Origin of the sequence: Bacillus jepli (genome assembly GCF_047238305.1) — a bacterium.
In the GTDB taxonomy this organism is placed as follows: Bacteria; Bacillota; Bacilli; order Bacillales; family Bacillaceae_L; genus Ferdinandcohnia.
The window spans coordinates 4,752,524-4,770,663 of sequence record NZ_JBDFMO010000001.1 but is presented as its reverse complement, the minus strand read 5'-3'; the positions used below and the strand labels follow the sequence as shown (position 1 = coordinate 4,770,663).

Here is an 18,140-nt window from a genome sequence, read left to right as displayed (position 1 = left end):
TCAGAAGCTGTAGAGAAAATAGGCTTTTTTGTGTTTATTAAATTCAAAAAGTATTTTTAGAGATAGAAATTAAATTTTATATAAAGATGAGGAGAAACATCTCCCAAATTTATATCTATTACTTGTTCTCTTCTTATAGAGTAAAGTAAATTATACTGTTTTTCCTCTGTAAGTTCCTCCAACTCTTTCTCAGAATTAGGAATGGTATTAAAAGGAAAAACAAACCACTTTTTTGTATCAATGTTTATCCATAATAAATCAGGTTCATGATTTGAATAGTGCACAAAGTAAAGAAATGTTGTTGGAGAACTTAAACCAAATTTAATCCCATCGAATTGGCTTCCAATAAACATTTGTCGGAGTGCATTCACAGCAAATTGTCTATCTTCCAATTTCATAAAAACTACCTCTCTTAGAAGAAATTTTATATATATTTTAACGTTAATAGTAGTATCCTTATTGAACTAAACTGCCTCGTTAGTTCAATAATTTCAACAAAAAGGTACGTAATCCTTTTTGGATCAACGCACCCGTTACTTGAATAAGGAAATAAAGTTTATATACTTACAGGTACTGAATAAACAAATAATATTCCCAAAACAATTCCTATAATATATTTGGAGAAATGTTTAATTGTATCGCTTTCAAAAGTCTTAATTAACAAGTAAAAAAACGATTACCACGCCTATTCACCAAGCTTATAACACAAATCATTCTTACTAAATCCAGTGCTATTCGACTAAGAGAGAACCCTTCAGGGCGTTACCCCATCATTTGATTCTTCGGTATAATCCTTCAGTTCCAAAGGACTGTCTAGCCTTTACCTGAGTAATGTGACCATCCTCAATTTAAACTAGAAACATTTCGCACAGCTAACTTGCTCCATTAGTTCAACAATGAAAGTGTTTTTACTTCATAATTTATTCGAACTGTGAATTAATAAAATTCATTTTATGATTCAAATTCCAAAATTTATATGTTAACATTTTTATAGTTTAAGTTTACATATAAAGGAGGGCATAATATGAATCTTAACTGGCGAATTTTTCTACCCGTAGTTACTGCTCTTTTATTTGTAACCCTTGTCTTTATGAATTTCTTGGGTTATTGGACAGCTAACCCAGAAATTCAAATTCTTTTTTTCTTTATTATGGTAGTAACGGTCTTAAATGCGGGAACTCAAATCGGGAAAAATCTCAAAGAAAAGAGCTGATTGGAATTTTCCAATTGGCTTTTTTTAATGCGCTTTTTTGTTCAAAAACCTTTAGTTGACACAAACCCTTATAAATCAACATTTGTTTGCACTTATATATATTCATAGATTCAACTGCTACATATATTAATATTTACGGACTAAAGAAAAATTTGTCTATTAAAAGTAAAATCAGCATTAATAGTCCCATTATTACTAAGTTTGCCACAATACTTTTCAACAAAATATATTTGTCAAACCATTTTTTCTTATTGATAATAAACACCCTCCACTAAATAAACCTAAAGTTTGTATTACCAATATTTATTTAGAAAAACACTCATAATTAAGAGCACTTTTTCTGCAATCTGTATTCCTCAATTAATTTTTATTCCTCCGTATATATCGCAATTTCTTTCGACAACTTGTAAGAATTACTTACTAGTTCGTTTTTTCGAACTGCGCATCAATTTTTTTGAAAAAATCAATATTTGTCCGAGTCACTTGGTCATTTTCCGAATATACTATTATTGCTATCAGGACGCCATGATAGCATCTTTGTAGGGGATTTTACCTTGGAAAAGTATGATCTCCTACTCAATACCTCCTTTTTAGAGAATCCATTACCTTGGAAAAATAGTGGATTCCCACATTAATCACCGTGAAAATCCTCACATAAAGATTCCTTTAGACTATTACATTTGATGTAGTGGTCTTTTTTTTCGAAATTTGTATCTTGATTTTCTAATTACTAATTAAAAAAACTAATTTTAAAGTAAACTAATGAATTTGTCCGTTTCAATATGTATAAATTAATCATCTTATAAAAGGAAAAGGAGGTGTAATTGAAAATGTTTCGTCCAAGACCAATTGTTTGTCCTCCGAAATATCATGTTCGAAATCAATTTGTTAAACGAGTCCATCCAATCATCCACCCAATCGTCAATGTTAATCGAATAAATGTAATCGATGTCCCAAGACATATTATTAAACCAATTCGAAGAACCGAAGTTGTACACCATAGAAGAAGGTTTTTCTGTTAAAATTCCACGCTTGACCATGTCGAATCACACTTTTGATTCATAGTCTAAATTAATATAAGAAGAAGGAGGTGTTTCTATGAGCGGCGGATACGGTATGGGTGCAGGATTTGCATTAATTGTTGTACTTTTCATTCTGCTAGTCATTATTGGCACTGCATATGTGGGTGGTGGATACTAATCCCTCCTAATCTGTAACATTGGAATTAAACTTCTATCGAAAAGAAGCGTATTGTTGCGCTTCTTTTCTTATCTACGTTACTTTTTGTACTATTCCACTAATGTTCGTTTCAACAACCATTATTGTTGAATAATATGTTAGTGCAGTCACTGCAACATGATCATTATGAGATTCTAGCCAAATCTCACGATCAGCACCTCATTCATTAGGGCTATGCCTTAGGGGATAGTCCTTATATTTCGCTTTTTTCTTCTACTTCGACATAAAAGGAAAGTTTTTTCTTCTCCAACTATCATGCCCCATTAGTACGATAACTTCTCCAAAATGGTGTTACACTATTTGTACATTTAATCTAAATTTCAAATCAGTACATATGTAGCAAGATTTAGTAATAATTGAAAACAAAACAGATAAAACCCCTCACATATTTTGTAACGGGTTTACTTGTGAGGTGCAAACCGTTAAATCACATACCTAATCACACAGCAAATAACATAAATTGCACAACACAAATCACAGAATTTTTCACAGTCAAAAAGGCTTAGAGTTTTTTTTAACTCTAAGCCTTTTTTATATTAACTTATTTCGCTAAAGCTACCCGGTAGTATAAGAAGAGACTGCCAATGTTAAGCAATCACGCCCTATAATTTAGCTAATGTATTCTTACTTTTGAGGCATGGTGAATACCACAGAAATGCCGTTGCTTTCTTCGATCTTCATAAATATCTCGTTAAGGATTTCTAATGCTCTTTCATTCGATTCGTACTTCCCCAAAACCTTACTATCCAAAAGCCCATTACCAATAAAGCCTTCTATTTTTTTCCCGTTTACAGTAACTTCTTTTACATTTAACAAACTTTGTTTATTTTGTGTAGTAATCCACAGCATGGAAAAACTCATCCCCTTTGTTCAAATTTTTATCATTAATTTGTACCACAATCTGAACCGTTTTGTTGAACAAAATCTAAACAATTATCTGCCTGTATTTTACCATAAAAATAATTAACCTTCTTGCACTAAACTGCACCGTTAGTTCAATAACTTCAACAAAAAGGTGCATTACTCCTTCTTGGATCAACGCACCCGTTAGCTTAATAGACTTAATAAGATTTTATCTTCTTATCAAGTTTATCCCTTAATTTTTCAAAGTTTTTTACTGCATCTGGTAATGATAATTGCTTTGCTAATGTAGTTCCTTTTTGGATAGAATTTCTAGCCTTTTCATATAAATTTGCCTTTATTTGAGCATCTGCAAGTGTATACCAATAGAACCACGCATCTAATTTTGATATTTTATTGTCATAAAACTTTTCAATTGTAGGGTAGTAACTAGAGTATAATTCTTCATCTAGAACTAATTTTTCTCCATTCCATTTTAGAACATCAACAAAATAAGTGTCTGCAATGTATCTTTGCCAAACGGCTACACCAACTTTTTTATTACTTAATAGTTCCATCATATGATACGGAACTTCTGCTATCTTTATAAAGAATTATTATTCCATTTAAAAATCTCTATCTTATTTCCTATTGAATCACCAATTGTGACACCAAACAGATACTCTTTAATACCATCACCAGTAATATCAGCAAGACCAGAATAATCTAATCCTACCCCCTGTGTTTGGGTCTCCCAAGTCTTTTCCCATCTTTCATTTTCTTTTCTTAATACTATTACGCCAAATTGTGAAGGATTTGGTTGTTCTTTTGCTTTTATTTCAAAAGTAATAATAATCTCTTCTTGTCCATCTTGGTTTAAGTCATAAAACTGAACTGGTTTATTTGTTTTAGGTTCTTCTGGACTTACCAGTGTTGAGTTTGGTGGTAAAAACTCATTGATAATTTCTGTTAGTCCTTTAATAGGTTTTTCTTCAGCGTGAGGAAAAATTGGTGAAAAATTTAAAATGACTGAAGCAAATATGGTAATGAAAATAACTTTTTTCATCAATAATCTCCTTTATTTAGCGAATATTAGAGATTATTGTTCCCTGATGTTACCCTGAATATCTGTAACCCTTGTTCTGGGATGATTGCGAATGTTACATTTAAACTATTTATAAATGAGGAGACATTTGTTATAATTAGTGTAATATTACACTAATGAATAATGAATTACCTTATGGTTACTCTGGAGGAGTCGGCAGTGAATAAAGGTCATATTGTTATATGGATTTTAATGATAATTGCTACGGTATTAGGCATATACGGACAATCTTTAGCCTATTTTTTAGAAAACATAATCAATACCGATAATGTTGTATATTACTTAACTGCCATTACGGTTCTTAGTATCCTCATTTATTTAGTTACCCCTTTATTAGCATATTTGATGATCAAGTTTGAAAAGATTGATGATAGATTTATTCTTTTATACATATTAATTTTCGGTATGATAGGGATATTTGTATCCCTATGGTCAGTATTTGTCTGTGTGATGTGGTGGGGCTAATTTTTCTTACCTCTAATCTACCCCTTTCCGTGTTTACCATATTTTCCAATACGAAGTAAGCTATAATGAGGTTAAAGTTGGCTGCGAAATGATGGCAGCCTTTTTTATTTTAAAATATTGGAACCTTTCCTAAATAGAATACATCTTACTTGCGAAAGTCAAAAACAACAAATGATAGGGAGGGGAATTCTTGAATAAGAAGGAAGTTCTAGAAGTATGGATAGATGAGTATACGCATCGTCTTATTAGACTTGCCTATTCATACGTTAAAGATTGGCAAAAAGCAGAAGACCAAGTACAAGAAGCATTTATTAAAGCATTTAATTCAATGGACCAATTAAAGAATAAAGAAGATCCTTTTCCTTGGCTTGCAAGAATTGTTATTAATGAGTGTAAGAATTCATTTAGAAAATCGTGGCGAGAAGTCATATCAAACTTTATACCTGAAAGAAAACTAGAAAGCAGTGAAGAATCATATCTCCGAAGTGTTCGAGAAGAAGATGTTCATAACGCTGTCTATCATCTTCCGAAGCATTATAGTTTGCCTATTACACTCTTCTATTTTGAAGATTTGTCTATTCAACAAATATCACAAATCTTAAATCTTAAAAGTGGGACAGTTAAATCAAGACTTGCCCGTGGTCGTGAATTATTAAGTAAGAAAATTGAGGAGGATGGATATGGAGGAAAGAGAATTAAGGTCAGCAAAAACGTTCATTAAACATAAAGTAGATATTGAAAAGTTCAAAAAAGACACATTTGAGAAATTAGATAGAAATAATCATTACCAACAAACGGAAATAGAAAAAAAGAGAAAGGAAAGATATCAGAAGTGGATAATTGCTTCAGTGGCTTCAGTAATGATTATTGGTGCAACTTTCACTTTCGGTGGTACATACATTGCTGATGCTGCTGAAACATTAATCAACCAATTATTTGGTTCGAGAGAAAAATTAATGCAAGCTTATCCTGATGAGAGTAAAGCAGAGGTTGATTACTTTGAAGAAACCTTAGCAATAGCAAAAGAGAATTTAACAGAAGAAGAGTTCAACCATTTTAGTCAATTATTAAATGAACAGACCGAGATATTTAGTACGGTAGAAAAAGAAAATAGAGAATACCCTAATGAGGAAGAAGAAAAGAGATTAGACAAAATTCAAGCATCAATGCGAACGTACGAAGCTAAATTTATTCCAATACAAGCTCAACAACTGGCAAGTTTTCCTTTTACTAAACCAACATATATACCTGAAGGATATAAACAAGATTACGAAAACTACAATCTTGAAAATGTAGGAGAAGAACCAGTTGTTTCTTTAAATTATACTAATGGAACGTCTTTGTTTTGGACAAACCAGGAGAAAATAAATCAAAAAGATGTCATGGAAGAAATGTTAGAGACTGGTCCTTATGAAAAATCCGATACTTATACTTTAAATGGACTTCAGTTTGATTTTGTTTCCCCTAAAGATGGTGGAGCTAGTTTCAGCGCTGGTATGAGAGTTGCTGTGCCAGAAAAAGGTTACAAAATCGTTATATTTGCAGAAGCGTTGTCAAAAGAAGAAATGGAAAAAATATTGCTTTCTATGGTAGGAAAGTAATGGACTTTTCAATGAGAGGATATTCCTCGATCTGTTGCCTGACTCTCAATGCGGTAAAGTATTACCGTATCGGGGGTCAGGCACCATTATTGAAAGAAAGCATTAAACCGACAAATTGGTGCACATAAAGTCGGATGGACACAATCAACTCCTGGTATTCTATTGATGAAAGGAGGTCAAACAATGGATTTGCTTAAGAGTATGAATGATGCAATAAGGTATATCGAGGATAACCTTACGAACGAAATAGACTTCAAAGTGGTGGCGAGAATCGCACGTTGTTCTGAATATCATTTTAAAAGAATGTTTTCTTTTCTTGCAGGTATTACATTATCAGAATACATCCGCCGTAGACGACTTAGCATGGCAGCATTTGAGCTTACGAACAGTCATATAAAAATAATTGATGTTGCGATTAAATATGGGTACAGCTCACCGGACTCGTTTAATAGAGCTTTTCAAAATCTACATGGTGTTACACCATCAGAAGCAAGAAACACTGGACAGCCATTAAAAGCCCATCCACTAATGACCTTTCAATTATCAATTAGAGGTGGAGATGAAATGAATTACAGAATCGAACATAAAGAAGCATTTAACATAGTTGGTATCATGAAAAGAGTTCCGATTATTTTTGAAGGAGAAAACCCGGAAATTGCAGCAATGTGGAAATCGTTGACTATGGATAAAATAGCTCAATTAACAAAACTCTCTAATGTTGAGCCGAAAGGGATGATTCAAGCATCTACAAATTTTTCTGAAGGACGTATGGAAGAAAAAGGAGAGCTTGATCAGTATATTGGCGTAGCAACAACACAAGATTGCCCTGACAACTTTTCGAAACTTGAAGTTCCTGCGTTAACATGGGCGATATTTGAATCAACGGGGCCTTTTCCAGGTGCGCTACAGGAAACGTGGGGAAGGATTTATTCAGAATGGTTTCCATCTTCCAATTATCAGGTTACAGAAGGCCCTGAAATTTTGTCGATAAAAACCAAAGAATTAACTTCACCATCTGTGACAAGCGAAATCTGGATTCCAGTTATGAAAAATTAAATGTACATTTTAGATCACTGAGCTGTATATGGCAGCTCTTTTTTTTATTCGCAACAGATAGGATGATTGTGAATGTTTCCACTTAAACAGCATTAATGCTTATTCTTCTTCAAGTAAAGGGTAGGATAGTAGAAGAAGAAAAAAATAGCTTTATAATTAAGTAGACATAAAATGCAAAACAAAAAAGCAAAGGAAGAAATTCTTTTCCTTTGCAAGAATCTAAATAAACTTTTATTTTGAAATCCTATCTCCATATTTACTATTTGATAAAATCTCCTTCGCAGATAATAGTGTCCAGTCATGAACCGAGACGGAAGGGTTATTTTCCAAAAAGGAATTCATGATTTGGTATCCAATTTTGTAGTTGGTCCAAGTGGGGATTCCTTTGTTTGGATTTCCATTATGATAATCGTGATATAATGATCGGTCAAGGTCAATTGACCATAAATCTTCTTCCAAATCCTCCCATACCTCTTTTTCTTTTTGGGCTGAAAGTGGTTCAATCCACGGTATATTAATATCGGGGTAAAGACTTTTGGCAAAAGTGTCAGCTTTACCTTCAAGAATTATTGAATCTAATAAAGTGTTATTCCAGTTTACATTTCCGCTCTCCTTATAAATAGTATGATGATATTCATGCGCAACAGCATACTCCAAAAAATCCTCTTTAAATGAAGATGGTTCAATCTGTATTAAGATTACATCCTTACTGACTGCTATCCCAGCAGTGCCACCCATTAGATTGATACCATACATGTCATCCGGATTAGGAGGAAATAAATAAACAGTCTTATTCTCGCCTGGAAGGGTATTAGATGATTTAATCAAGGCTTGTTCTATTATTTTATTTATTTCATCTTGATTATTAATTAGAGAATATACAAATTCCTCCAAAGTTTTAATGTCTTTAGGAGTTGCAAAAGCCCAATGGTCCTTTATCCAAAACCCCTCTCCTTTACCTAAAGTATCTAATTGAAATGGTTCGACAACTTTTTGATAGTAATGTTCTTCCATCTTCTCGTGTTGATCAATTTCTGAAACGCTTTCTATGTAATCTAATATTTGACTATAAAAGGGTATAATTCTAAATTCCTGATTGCCATTCTTCACAATGAAGGGGTTCTTAATATTTAGATCTTTAGGTGATTCAACTTCAATTGTTTTATTAGAACAACCGATAAGTAATACAACAATAACGGAAAATATGAAAAAAGGAATTAGTCTTTTAATTTTAATCACCAACCTATTTTAAAACCTATTTTTAGTATACTCTAAATTTTCCTTTTCTTCCAATTATTTTACAAGTAGATTATTATTTTATCACCTACTTACATGCCTGTTACTTTTAACTCATTAGACCACCTTTACTGAAGAAAAGTGTAGACGGGTGGATAAAATTAGCCCATCACTGCATAATTTTTTTAAATTTTAACCTTTCCTGTTTACGTATCGGGGGTCAGGCACCTTTATTTATGAATATTTCTATAATTTGTTATAATGTACTTTGTTAGTAAAGTAATTAGAGTGTGCAGAGGGAGTGCTTAAAAATATGGAATACATAACACTTAATAATGGGCTAAAAATGCCAATCGTTGGTACAGGCACAAATACTTATGGAAAAGAAAATAACGATTATAACGGGGCGTTAACAAATGAAATTCCTGAACTAATATCAGCACTTGAGTTGGGTTACCGTTCAATAGACGCAGCCATCATTTATCGAAACGAAGAACTTGTCGGAAGAGTTTTAGCAGAAAGCACAGTGCCTCGAGAAGAGTTATTCATTACGACAAAAGTTCCAGGCAACGAAGAATATATTTCTTCAAAGGAAGCTACTCGAGCAGCTATCGATAACAGTCTAAAAAACTTCCAAACAGACTATCTAGACCTGCTACTTATTCACTTCCCTATCGAAGACAAAGTGCAACTTAAAAACACTTGGGAAGTCTTTGAAGAATATTACCAAGCGGGCAAAATAAAAGCAATCGGCGTTTCAAACTTTGGAAAAAATCATCTAGATGAATTGAAAGAATTTGCTAAAGTGAAGCCAGCCGTTAATCAAATACAAGTTAACTTAAAAGAACCTAACAAAGATCTCCTTGCCGTATTAAAAGACGAGGGCATTACACCTGTTGCATGGGGACCTATGAAAGCCGAAGCCCAACAAAAAGAAGTTTTGGATGAAATTGGTAAACTTTATAAAAAATCTGGCGCACAAGTCTTATTAAAATACCAAATTCAACGCGGTGTAATCGTTATTCCTAAATCTCACAACCGTGAAAATCAAGCATCTAATGTAGATCTTTTCGATTTCGTATTATCTGCAGAAGATATAGAAAAAATTGAAAGTTTATAATTGCTTAGTCCTTAATCCTAGTGATATTAATAATATCGCTAGGATTTTGATTTCTTCAAAACAATGAGAATGGAGTAGTAACGTTTTTTATTGAACTAAAGAAGCAGTTTAGTGGAATAAGGATGAAACTTTTAATGCTTATTATCGTAAATTAAGCAGTAGCGAATAAAGGGGGAAGAGGGGATGAATTTATTAGATACAATTGAAAAATGGTTATTATACATTGGTATTGTAACTTGTTGCTTAGGACTTATTTTTATATTAGGTTTTTCTGAACATATTGTTTTTAAATATGCATCTGGATTAGGTCTTATGATGATTTCCATTAGTGTAATATTAAGTGCCTTCTCTAAAAAACAAGGAGATAACTAGTAGTGCTTTAACCTTGTAAAATTAATGTTATTTAACTAAGGGCGGGAGGGAATAGTTTGAGTGAAGATAAAAAGGTTTCGTACATAAGTATGTTCTTTGGTGGAGTTGGAACAATTTTAGTTTTATTGGGAGCAGCTAGTCTTTTTAAAAATGGTGATTTGAAAGGGTTTTATCTTGTGATTTTTGGTTTTATACTATCTATTGGTTACATAAATTATTTAGAATCAAAAGCAGGTGTTAGTAGAAGAGTAACTTGGATTAGAGCTTTGCTTTCTATGATTGTCTTTTTTATTCTATCTTATTTTTTATATTATTAATTCTCTTATTAAAGTTAACGGGTTCGGTTTAGAGGGAGAAAATCACAAATAACATGGTTTTTAAAGGTGGAATTAGCATACTAATTAGCACCTTTTTTAGTACGCTAATTAGCAAGCTTTAATAATTTTTGTACACATGTTAAAAGGCGTGTTAAAACATCTGCTAATTGTTTTGTTTTTTTGTGCACGAAGATCTAAAGTGTATCCGAACCTAAGAAGGGGAAATGCCTTTTCTTATTGAAGTATAAAAACAAAAAAGTTCAATAAGCTATTAAAAGAACTTCTATTTTTTATGGAAGTTCTTTTTTCTGTATAGATTGATACTATTACAGCAATTTTTTTAGACAAATATATACAAAAGGTATAACAACTAAATTTGGTGACTGGTTTCTACTGATAAGAGCGGTATTTTATCGCTAGGAATCGCCATTCACTGTGAACAGAATTTATACTAAAGGTAGTTAAATGAGGCTGGGAGCGTGAGGAAATGGTGCGTTTGTTCAAAAGGAAAAGTGATAAGAGAAAACCAGTTTAAAAGTGCCACTGGATACTGTTTATGATAGGGTAAAAAGTCTCGAGCAAAACGCAAATGGTATGTCAGTAGATATGTTAACGATAGAAATTGAATTGCTAAGACGACAATTATGTTCAGTAGGGTGAGCGGCCGAGTATCCTCCGAGAGGAGGTAAGGCCCAAGTGAATACAGCAGACATAGCAAACGTCATTCTAGGATTCGGCATCTTCGTCTTAACACTAGTTAACGGGACGTAGGTGTTACAGCACCTGCGTCTTTGTTTTATTCTACCTTTTTGTAATATAAATATGTGTGAGAATCAAGAAATGAAAATAACTGCTAGTTTTTTACATGGACTTGAATTTCCATATTATTGCCAATAAGGTAAGAAATGCTAGGCCAATACTCAGCTTAACATGAAATCCGAGTCTCTTTCTTCAGGAAAAAGGGAGCAGAAATTGGTGGATTTTCCACCCTAAAAAACACCTGTTTTCCTAATATGAATCTGGAATTATATGGATTATAATTGTTAATAGATTCATATTTTTCCAAAAAATACAAAAGGAGATGATTTCGTGTCAAAGAAGTTAGCAGTATTGGTTTTGAGTTTCGCCTTATTGTTCACAGGGGTAGTAACCCCTAGCATTGCATCAGCAAATGGAGGTAATGCCAATAATAGTTATGCACTTACCGAAGTAGACGAAAACGTAAAAGCTATTGCCGATCCGTATATTGTTGCAAAAAACAATAAATTTACTATTGTCAATGAGAAGGAATTAAAGGCCGTTGTGTCGAAAGAAGAATACAAGGCTATTGATAATCAATTAAAAACAGTAAATGCTATGGTTCGTGATTTAGCAAAAGAAAGCAAAGTGGAAACAACGGATAGTAAAACTATTGTCGTAACCTCAGCAATAGAAGGGGACGAAGTAATAGTTGACGATTCTTCTGAATTTGAATTTTCTACTATGGCTCAATCATGGACAAATATTAAGAAATATGCAGGTCAAAATAAAATAATTTTTAACTGGTCTGATATAGACATATGGTTAGCTAAATGGGTAGTTGGTTCAATTTTAGTAGGAACTGTTACAGCTGGTGCGGCGCTTCTCGTTAAAGTATTTCCAGCACTATCTTATTCAGTTGCAGTTGCAGTTGCAACAGGCGTTTCAGTTTACCTTGCCGGAGAATTCGCTAGACCTGCGTATCTTAACTATACCTACGGTGGAAGGTTACTAATGGCTACCTGGCTTTAAAACCATCTAGGAAAGGAACGTGAATATGAAATCATCAACTTGGAAAGTCCCGATAATTACATCAATAGTAGTAACCATTATTGCAGTCCTATTCACTATATTTATGGAACATAGTATACTAAGAGCTGTTTTAGTAGCATTGACTGTTTTCGTAGTATCTACTGTTATTCATAAGATCTTTGGAACTCAAAGCAAAGACAAACAATGACCATATTTCCGTTCCTAACAGGATAATCAAGAAGCGAAAGTTCATCATATAATAAATGGAGCTGGGAAGGGTAAGTCACCAGCCCCTGAAGTTTGGATCGAGGAATTGCTCCTCGATCTTTTTTGTTTTTATCGTTAGACATATTTCTTCAAATTGTTTCTTTAAGGAAAGTTTGTTGCAATATATGCTTAAAACGATACAGGTGAATTTCACGAAGTAATATTAACTTACGATTAATGCACAGTTCGATTAATTGCTGATTTTAAGAAAAAAAGCGAAATATAGGAGGACTAATTTTGAGTTTAGATATTTGGTTAACTGAAAAAAGTCGAAACACAAGTTGTAAGTAAAAATATTACTCACAATCTTTCAAGGATGTGGAAAGAAGCTGAGCGCCCTTATTCGCTCTGAAATAAGCCGATCTACTTTGTCTGTGTTTATATTCCTGGGTTCAATAAACTTCATTTACATTATAAGCTCCTTCAAATCCTTGTTGTAAAAGCAGTATAACCACTTATCTGAATTTTTAACATAGGAATTAGCATACCAATTAGCAAGGGTACAAAAATTATTGTACGCTTGCTAAAGGGCGTGCTAAATAGGGTGTTAATTTGAATTTTAAAATCTCGATTTTGCCAAATAAACGTTGTTATATCAACGAAAAAAAGGTGCGAATTAGCGTGCTAATTCCACCTCCAAAAGCCATGTTATTTGTGATTTTCTCCCTTTCAACCGAACCCGTTATTATTAAAGTAACGGGTGCGTTGATCTAAGAAGGATTAACCACCTTTTTTGTTGAATTCCTTATTGAACAAACGGGGTAGGATAGTTTAACAATCAATTAGGATTATGTGTAACTTGGTTAAAGGGGGCTTCAAATTGTTAAAGTTTTTGCAAATTATTTTATCAATAATAGTTATTTCACTTGCAGGATATGGTTTGTTTACTAAGGATTTTAAGTTTCAACAATATATGATGTTGTTTTTAGGTTTAACAATGTTGGTAATGGGATTAAGACTCTTTCAAAAGGGAGACAAGTTCTACGGCTGGCTAAGTATTGTTGTATTTATATTTATTTTATTTGTATCAATCCAAAGTTTCTTATTGAACTAACGGTGCAGATATATACAGTATGATTTTAGACCGTATTTAACGTAAGTAATGAAACAAAAACGGCTATTTTCTAACATTGTTTACGGTGTTATATTCAGTAAGTAATTATAGTTATCAACGTAAACAACGACAGGACTTTACTTGGAGGGGTGGGTATGATAGGCTGGTTTGCCTGATGAAACACCTGCTTCAGCCTTTCAAGACCAATCATACCCACAGAGGCTCCAAGTCAAGTCCTTAACCACTATTTCATTGTTTACATATAAACAATGATAAAAGGTGCAACAGATCAATGTTATGAAATTGATACTGTATATAAGGGGCAGGTTAGTTTAATTATGTTTTTGAAAGGATGTGTCTTATGAAAAATAAGGATAACAGCAAACGTAATATTATTCAGTGGATTGCATTTGTAATAGTAATACTTGTTCCTATTACAAGAGTCGTGTTAGAGTTATCAGGCTTATCTCAGGATTTATCTTTAAGCACACTTAATGCCATAACTTGGACAGGGTTTACGATAGGTATTATTTTAATTTTGGTTTCTTACTTATTTCCAAAAAAGAAATGAACTCGCACTACGAATTTCAACTAACGAAGGCAGAATAGTTTAACAATGTTTTGGATATTTATGGTAAAGTTTTATTAAACTATGGGAGGTATATTTATGAACTTATTTTTCTTATTCAATATGTTTAAAAATATTATTTCTACCTTTTTTCAAAATGGGATTTGGGTAATCGGTTTTTTTTACTTGTTAATTAAGACTTTTGAAAGCGATAAACTTAAACATTTCTCCAAATATATTATAGGAATTGTTTTAGGAATATTATTTGTTTATTCAGTATTAGTAAGTAGATAAATTTTATTTCCTTATTCAAGTAACGGGCAGGTTACTTCAATAAGGTATTGTACCGCAATAAACTTTTAGAAAATTCCTATTATACGTTATTTTGCTTACACTAAATGGTATTATTAAAGGAGTGGAAAGAAAAGGATGAGTAAATGGGAAGTTGGAAGAATCCTACTCTTTTAATATCTGGAATGTTAACCCACAAGAACTAGAAGATTATATAGATATATTCGAAGATTTTAATATAAAACCTAAAGATGCAGGAATAAGTGACTACCATAATATTCTTTATGGATACATGAAAGCTGTTTTACAGGGGAGTAAAATTAATTTGTAAAACCAAAAAATAACACTATTTACCTAGAGGATTCGGATATTGGGGAGAAAACAGTAAATAACAGTGTAATTAGAGACACGATTCACATATGAACGACAAGGAGGGGATTTAGGATGAAAAAAATTATCATACTAGTTGTTTTGTTATTAATAGTAGCTTTTGTATTTTACCTATATGCTTCTTTCTACGGGCTTCCATGGAAAAAAACACAAGTTTCGAACGAACTAAAACAGTATGTTGAAGAAAAATACGACATTGAGGTTGCCATTGAAGAATCTTATTTTAATTTTAAATTTGATCATTACGGAACAATTTTCAAACTAAGAGATGATAAAGAATTTTCATTTAGCGCTGAGAAACGACGCGATAATGCAATACATGATTACTATCCAGAAGCAGTTTGGGAAAAAGAAGTAAAAGAGGACCTAACCCCATTAATAGATAGTTCTTTTGATTCTCTTTCTGTTGATCGTTATGGTGTATATCCTGTATACGGCATAGGAAACCTAGAAGATATACAAAAAGACGTACCGAGTTACAAAGATGTTCAAACAGGCATCAATAGTGTTATTCATTTCAAAGAGGAACATTCTAGCAAAACTGAAGAAGCACTGATTAAAGAAATTTTTTCTTTCATTCAAAAAGTAAACGAGAAAGGGATTAGAAATATCGAATTAACGTTTGATTTAAAAGAACAAGAAGAAGAAAAACCCAAAACATTTTACATTACAATTCCAAGTGATAAATTATACACCATTAAGACGGAAGATGATGTAAAAAAATATATTAAAGAATTTTAAAAATGAAAATAACAATAACGAAGAAGAACTAAGTACTTCATTCAAAAAAGTTTAGTAGATGAAAATAGAGTTATTCAGTTTTTTAACTACTGATGTAATAGTTGAAGATCAGAGCTGTCATAAGGGCAGCTGTTTTTTTGTTGTACTACCATGAAAATAAGCTTCTCTAACCTCGAAAAAAGACAATACCAAAGAGAACCCGTCTCATCTGTTTTAAAAAAATTGAGAGAGCTGTAAATCATTGCTATGGATTGGTTGACTGGATTAAGGTCAGTATCAGTATTGACACTTCCTAACCATTTTCATTCTCTGTGGTGAATCGCTGATCTTTGCGATTCATGGATGGCTAACGGGGCAGTTTAGTTCAATAAAATATTTCAGTTTCATCCAATAAAAGGGTAACCAATGTTAATATTAAAGTAGATATTGATAATACCTAATAGGAGGAATTTTAATGGTTGTCGGCTTAATTGTATTGGGAATTATTCTATTGATTTTAGGATTTTTAACACCTATTGCTTCGGGAACAACTATATTGATTTCTGTAATTTTATTTGTTTTAGCACTAGTGCTCTCATTTAAAAAAAGAAGGGTATCAAATAACTGATTATTAAGCTAACGGGTGCTTTCCTTAAAGAAGGAGAAGCATCCTTTTTTGTAGAAGTTATTATACTAACGGGGCAGAATAGTTTAACAAAAATAATACACACAATTAAATATTTGTATGATATTTATAAAATATAAACATATTTAAAGGGGGAAGATGTTGTTTTTGATTGATAAATAAATAGCTTCTGTATTTAATTCATAAAGAACGGTGATGTTAAATGCAAGAAACAGTAATGAAAAAGATAGATTTAGGTCATTTTAAGTTTAATTTGTATGAATCTACATCACATTCTGAAGGTAAGCCAAAAGTTCTTTTTTATCATGGCTGGGGAATGAATGTAGATCATTATCATGATGTTGGTAAGGAAATTGCAAAAGGTGGATATACGACCATCATTCCAGAACTTATTTATCATGATACAAGGACTCCGTTAAAAAATCCCTTTAATTATAAGAATATGCAAAACTATTTTTGGAAGACGATTTTTTATAGTATAGATGAATTTGATCAATTTATTGATACTGTAGGAATTCAAAATGACAAAATAATTCTCGTCGGAAGCTCAATGGGCGGTTTTATTGCCAGTGGAATTTTTTCTAAGAATATATATTTAAAAGGTCTGGCAAATATCAATGGCTCTGGTTCGTTTCTATTAACGGAAAAAATATTTAGACAGAAAGATGGGCGACAAAAAGTAACGAAAGATGAGGAACTAGTATTTGTGAAGTATGACCCGATTGGAAGAAATAATGGTGAAGGTCCTGTACTCCTTCTGAATGGGGATTCAGATGAAACGATTCCATTGGAAGGAAATAAAGATTATTATTATTTTTTAACTGAACAAGAACGTAAAAATAATGTAGAGTTTCGGGTCTATCCAAACATTAATCACCAGTTTACAGATGAAATGTTTAAAGATTTCCTTACTTGGTTGAATCAATTTAATTAATTTGGATTTGAGAAATGGGAATTGTGAAATATTGCACTTAAGTTAACGGGGTGCGTTGATCCAAGAAGGATTAATGCACTGTTTTGTTGAAGTTATTTAACTAACGATGTAAAAGAGTTTATAATAAAAAAATTATTTGTCAGGGGGTAAAGGAATGAAGTGGAAACTGTTTGTTCCTGTTTTTGTCTTCGGGACTTTGCTTTTAGGTGCCGGTTGTTCCTACACCCAAGACATCAAGTCAGAAGAAGAAATCACAGGCTCTATTAAACCGGTAGATAATGAGGTTGAACGTGTCGAGTTAACAAGCGAATTCCATAACGAATTAGGAAAAACCAATGCCACGCCCTCTGTGAAAAGATTGTTAAAAGAATATCCATACTTAATTAATCCATTTAAGGACATTCCATTAGAAGAGCAAGGGATAATAGCAGTCCCGGAACAAAGTCAAATTCCATTTGAATTCAAAGAGGTAAAGATTGAGTATAATCCATATAAACCTAACAATATTGATGTTGTTTATAAAGGTGGAGATAAATTAATTACTGTCTCAGTTTGGGAGTGGGATAAGCCACTATCCGACACAGGAGAAGAGATTCAATTAAATAGAGGCGTAACTGGAATGCTATACGATAATAACAAGTCTCTGAGTATCCACTGGAAATACTCCTCAGACAAAAGTGCGTTGACGTACGGAGTATCATTATTGACTATTAACCTTGATATGAGCCTGAAGAAAAATGAATTCTCCAGAGAAAATGCTATCAATGTAGCAAATTCAATCATTGATAACTACCGTTGAAAAATCTTCAGTCAATGGCATCAACAAATAAGACCTTATTGAAGTAACGGGCAGTTTAGTTGAACAAGTTGTAAATTTAACATTTAAAAGTAGGAGCATTTCTTTGTAATGAAAAACGCTCTTTATTTTTGTTGAAT

General features: G+C 32.5%; 22 protein-coding genes. 17 read left to right on the top strand and 5 right to left on the bottom strand.

Translation table 11 applies throughout. The annotated features are described in order from the left end of the window. Nucleotides 1-56 precede the first annotated feature (56 nt). Nucleotides 57-398 (bottom strand): hypothetical protein, encoded by a 342-nt coding sequence (locus ABC371_RS24270; protein ID WP_412899171.1) that lies wholly within the window; start codon nt 396-398, stop codon nt 57-59. 626 nt (nt 399-1,024) lie between these two features. Here ABC371_RS24270 and ABC371_RS24265 point away from each other — a divergent pair. The 3 genes from ABC371_RS24265 to ABC371_RS24255 all read left to right on the top strand — a co-directional run bounded on the left by ABC371_RS24265 (nt 1,025) and on the right by ABC371_RS24255 (nt 2,413). Further along, nucleotides 1,025-1,213: a hypothetical protein gene (locus tag ABC371_RS24265; RefSeq protein ID WP_412899170.1), complete on the top strand. Its 189-nt coding sequence runs from the start codon at nt 1,025-1,027 to the stop codon at nt 1,211-1,213. 830 nt (nt 1,214-2,043) lie between these two features. Beyond that, nucleotides 2,044-2,235, top strand: a complete 192-nt coding sequence (locus ABC371_RS24260) for a spore coat protein D (protein ID WP_412899435.1) — start codon at nt 2,044-2,046, stop codon at nt 2,233-2,235. 76 nt (nt 2,236-2,311) lie between these two features. Then, a complete protein-coding gene (locus tag ABC371_RS24255; protein ID WP_412899169.1) occupies nt 2,312-2,413 on the top strand; it encodes a YjcZ family sporulation protein in 102 nt (33 codons plus the stop codon). Between the two features lie 663 nt (nt 2,414-3,076). Here the strand turns inward: ABC371_RS24255 and ABC371_RS24250 are convergent. From ABC371_RS24250 to ABC371_RS24240, 3 genes are all read right to left on the bottom strand, one after another. After that, the gene (locus ABC371_RS24250) at nt 3,077-3,313 is read right to left on the bottom strand and encodes a hypothetical protein (RefSeq protein ID WP_412899168.1); all 237 of its coding nucleotides are present in this window, start codon (nt 3,311-3,313) and stop codon (nt 3,077-3,079) included. A 200-nt stretch (nt 3,314-3,513) separates the two neighbouring features. Next, entirely contained in the window at nt 3,514-3,873 is a 360-nt protein-coding gene (locus ABC371_RS24245; RefSeq protein ID WP_412899167.1) for a hypothetical protein, read from the bottom strand. A 23-nt stretch (nt 3,874-3,896) separates the two neighbouring features. Next, nucleotides 3,897-4,358, bottom strand: coding sequence for a hypothetical protein (locus ABC371_RS24240; protein ID WP_412899166.1), 462 nt, complete (start codon nt 4,356-4,358; stop codon nt 3,897-3,899). A gap of 198 nt (nt 4,359-4,556) precedes the next feature. Between ABC371_RS24240 and ABC371_RS24235 the strand changes: the two genes are divergently transcribed. The 4 genes from ABC371_RS24235 (at nt 4,557) to ABC371_RS24220 (ending at nt 7,519) form a co-directional block, all read left to right on the top strand. After that, nucleotides 4,557-4,862 (top strand): hypothetical protein, encoded by a 306-nt coding sequence (locus ABC371_RS24235; RefSeq protein ID WP_412899165.1) that lies wholly within the window; start codon nt 4,557-4,559, stop codon nt 4,860-4,862. A 190-nt stretch (nt 4,863-5,052) separates the two neighbouring features. After that, nucleotides 5,053-5,583 (top strand): RNA polymerase sigma factor, encoded by a 531-nt coding sequence (locus tag ABC371_RS24230; protein WP_412899164.1) that lies wholly within the window; start codon nt 5,053-5,055, stop codon nt 5,581-5,583. Further along, nucleotides 5,543-6,463, top strand: coding sequence for a DUF4367 domain-containing protein (locus ABC371_RS24225; protein ID WP_412899163.1), 921 nt, complete (start codon nt 5,543-5,545; stop codon nt 6,461-6,463). The genes ABC371_RS24230 and ABC371_RS24225 overlap by 41 nt, the downstream gene beginning before the upstream one ends. Before the next feature lie 183 nt (nt 6,464-6,646). Further along, nucleotides 6,647-7,519, top strand: a complete 873-nt coding sequence (locus tag ABC371_RS24220; RefSeq protein ID WP_412899162.1) for an AraC family transcriptional regulator — start codon at nt 6,647-6,649, stop codon at nt 7,517-7,519. A gap of 231 nt (nt 7,520-7,750) precedes the next feature. Here the strand turns inward: ABC371_RS24220 and ABC371_RS24215 are convergent, their stop codons facing one another. Continuing rightward, the gene (locus tag ABC371_RS24215) at nt 7,751-8,758 is read right to left on the bottom strand and encodes a DUF2268 domain-containing putative Zn-dependent protease (protein WP_412899161.1); all 1,008 of its coding nucleotides are present in this window, start codon (nt 8,756-8,758) and stop codon (nt 7,751-7,753) included. 310 nt (nt 8,759-9,068) lie between these two features. Between ABC371_RS24215 and ABC371_RS24210 the strand changes: the two genes are divergently transcribed. The 10 genes from ABC371_RS24210 to ABC371_RS24165 all read left to right on the top strand — a co-directional run bounded on the left by ABC371_RS24210 (nt 9,069) and on the right by ABC371_RS24165 (nt 18,003). Beyond that, the gene (locus ABC371_RS24210; protein WP_412899160.1) at nt 9,069-9,875 is read left to right on the top strand and encodes an aldo/keto reductase; all 807 of its coding nucleotides are present in this window, start codon (nt 9,069-9,071) and stop codon (nt 9,873-9,875) included. Nucleotides 9,876-10,058: 183 nt separating this feature from the next. Then, nucleotides 10,059-10,247, top strand: coding sequence for a hypothetical protein (locus ABC371_RS24205; protein WP_412899159.1), 189 nt, complete (start codon nt 10,059-10,061; stop codon nt 10,245-10,247). A gap of 56 nt (nt 10,248-10,303) precedes the next feature. Then, complete coding sequence (locus ABC371_RS24200) at nt 10,304-10,564, top strand: hypothetical protein (RefSeq protein ID WP_412899158.1); 261 nt, start codon at nt 10,304-10,306, stop codon at nt 10,562-10,564. A 1,089-nt stretch (nt 10,565-11,653) separates the two neighbouring features. Beyond that, on the top strand, nt 11,654-12,334 hold the full coding sequence (locus ABC371_RS24195; protein WP_412899157.1) for a hypothetical protein: 681 nt from the start codon (nt 11,654-11,656) through the stop codon (nt 12,332-12,334). Between the two features lie 1,087 nt (nt 12,335-13,421). Next, on the top strand, nt 13,422-13,655 hold the full coding sequence (locus ABC371_RS24190; protein WP_412899156.1) for a DUF3953 domain-containing protein: 234 nt from the start codon (nt 13,422-13,424) through the stop codon (nt 13,653-13,655). A gap of 361 nt (nt 13,656-14,016) precedes the next feature. Continuing rightward, a complete protein-coding gene (locus ABC371_RS24185; protein ID WP_412899155.1) occupies nt 14,017-14,226 on the top strand; it encodes a hypothetical protein in 210 nt (69 codons plus the stop codon). Nucleotides 14,227-14,958: 732 nt separating this feature from the next. Beyond that, nucleotides 14,959-15,645, top strand: a complete 687-nt coding sequence (locus ABC371_RS24180; RefSeq protein WP_412899154.1) for a YfjL-like protein — start codon at nt 14,959-14,961, stop codon at nt 15,643-15,645. Between the two features lie 454 nt (nt 15,646-16,099). Next, nucleotides 16,100-16,252: a hypothetical protein gene (locus ABC371_RS24175; RefSeq protein ID WP_335422195.1), complete on the top strand. Its 153-nt coding sequence runs from the start codon at nt 16,100-16,102 to the stop codon at nt 16,250-16,252. Nucleotides 16,253-16,472: 220 nt separating this feature from the next. Next, the gene (locus ABC371_RS24170) at nt 16,473-17,204 is read left to right on the top strand and encodes a dienelactone hydrolase family protein (RefSeq protein ID WP_412899153.1); all 732 of its coding nucleotides are present in this window, start codon (nt 16,473-16,475) and stop codon (nt 17,202-17,204) included. Nucleotides 17,205-17,358: 154 nt separating this feature from the next. Next, nucleotides 17,359-18,003: a hypothetical protein gene (locus ABC371_RS24165; protein ID WP_412899152.1), complete on the top strand. Its 645-nt coding sequence runs from the start codon at nt 17,359-17,361 to the stop codon at nt 18,001-18,003. Nucleotides 18,004-18,140: the final 137 nt, after the last annotated feature.

Coding starts and splice junctions, on each gene's coding strand:
- ABC371_RS24225 (WP_412899163.1), top strand. CDS start 5,543: ATGGAGGAAAGAGAATTAAGGTCAGCAAAAACGTTCATTAAACATAAA.
- ABC371_RS24165 (WP_412899152.1), top strand. CDS start 17,359: ATGAAGTGGAAACTGTTTGTTCCTGTTTTTGTCTTCGGGACTTTGCTT.
- ABC371_RS24240 (WP_412899166.1), bottom strand. CDS start 4,358: ATGAAAAAAGTTATTTTCATTACCATATTTGCTTCAGTCATTTTAAAT.
- ABC371_RS24255 (WP_412899169.1), top strand. CDS start 2,312: ATGAGCGGCGGATACGGTATGGGTGCAGGATTTGCATTAATTGTTGTA.
- ABC371_RS24265 (WP_412899170.1), top strand. CDS start 1,025: ATGAATCTTAACTGGCGAATTTTTCTACCCGTAGTTACTGCTCTTTTA.
- ABC371_RS24180 (WP_412899154.1), top strand. CDS start 14,959: ATGAAAAAAATTATCATACTAGTTGTTTTGTTATTAATAGTAGCTTTT.
- ABC371_RS24260 (WP_412899435.1), top strand. CDS start 2,044: ATGTTTCGTCCAAGACCAATTGTTTGTCCTCCGAAATATCATGTTCGA.
- ABC371_RS24245 (WP_412899167.1), bottom strand. CDS start 3,873: ATGATGGAACTATTAAGTAATAAAAAAGTTGGTGTAGCCGTTTGGCAA.
- ABC371_RS24205 (WP_412899159.1), top strand. CDS start 10,059: ATGAATTTATTAGATACAATTGAAAAATGGTTATTATACATTGGTATT.
- ABC371_RS24210 (WP_412899160.1), top strand. CDS start 9,069: ATGGAATACATAACACTTAATAATGGGCTAAAAATGCCAATCGTTGGT.
- ABC371_RS24175 (WP_335422195.1), top strand. CDS start 16,100: ATGGTTGTCGGCTTAATTGTATTGGGAATTATTCTATTGATTTTAGGA.
- ABC371_RS24170 (WP_412899153.1), top strand. CDS start 16,473: ATGCAAGAAACAGTAATGAAAAAGATAGATTTAGGTCATTTTAAGTTT.
- ABC371_RS24185 (WP_412899155.1), top strand. CDS start 14,017: ATGAAAAATAAGGATAACAGCAAACGTAATATTATTCAGTGGATTGCA.
- ABC371_RS24220 (WP_412899162.1), top strand. CDS start 6,647: ATGGATTTGCTTAAGAGTATGAATGATGCAATAAGGTATATCGAGGAT.
- ABC371_RS24270 (WP_412899171.1), bottom strand. CDS start 398: ATGAAATTGGAAGATAGACAATTTGCTGTGAATGCACTCCGACAAATG.
- ABC371_RS24250 (WP_412899168.1), bottom strand. CDS start 3,313: ATGAGTTTTTCCATGCTGTGGATTACTACACAAAATAAACAAAGTTTG.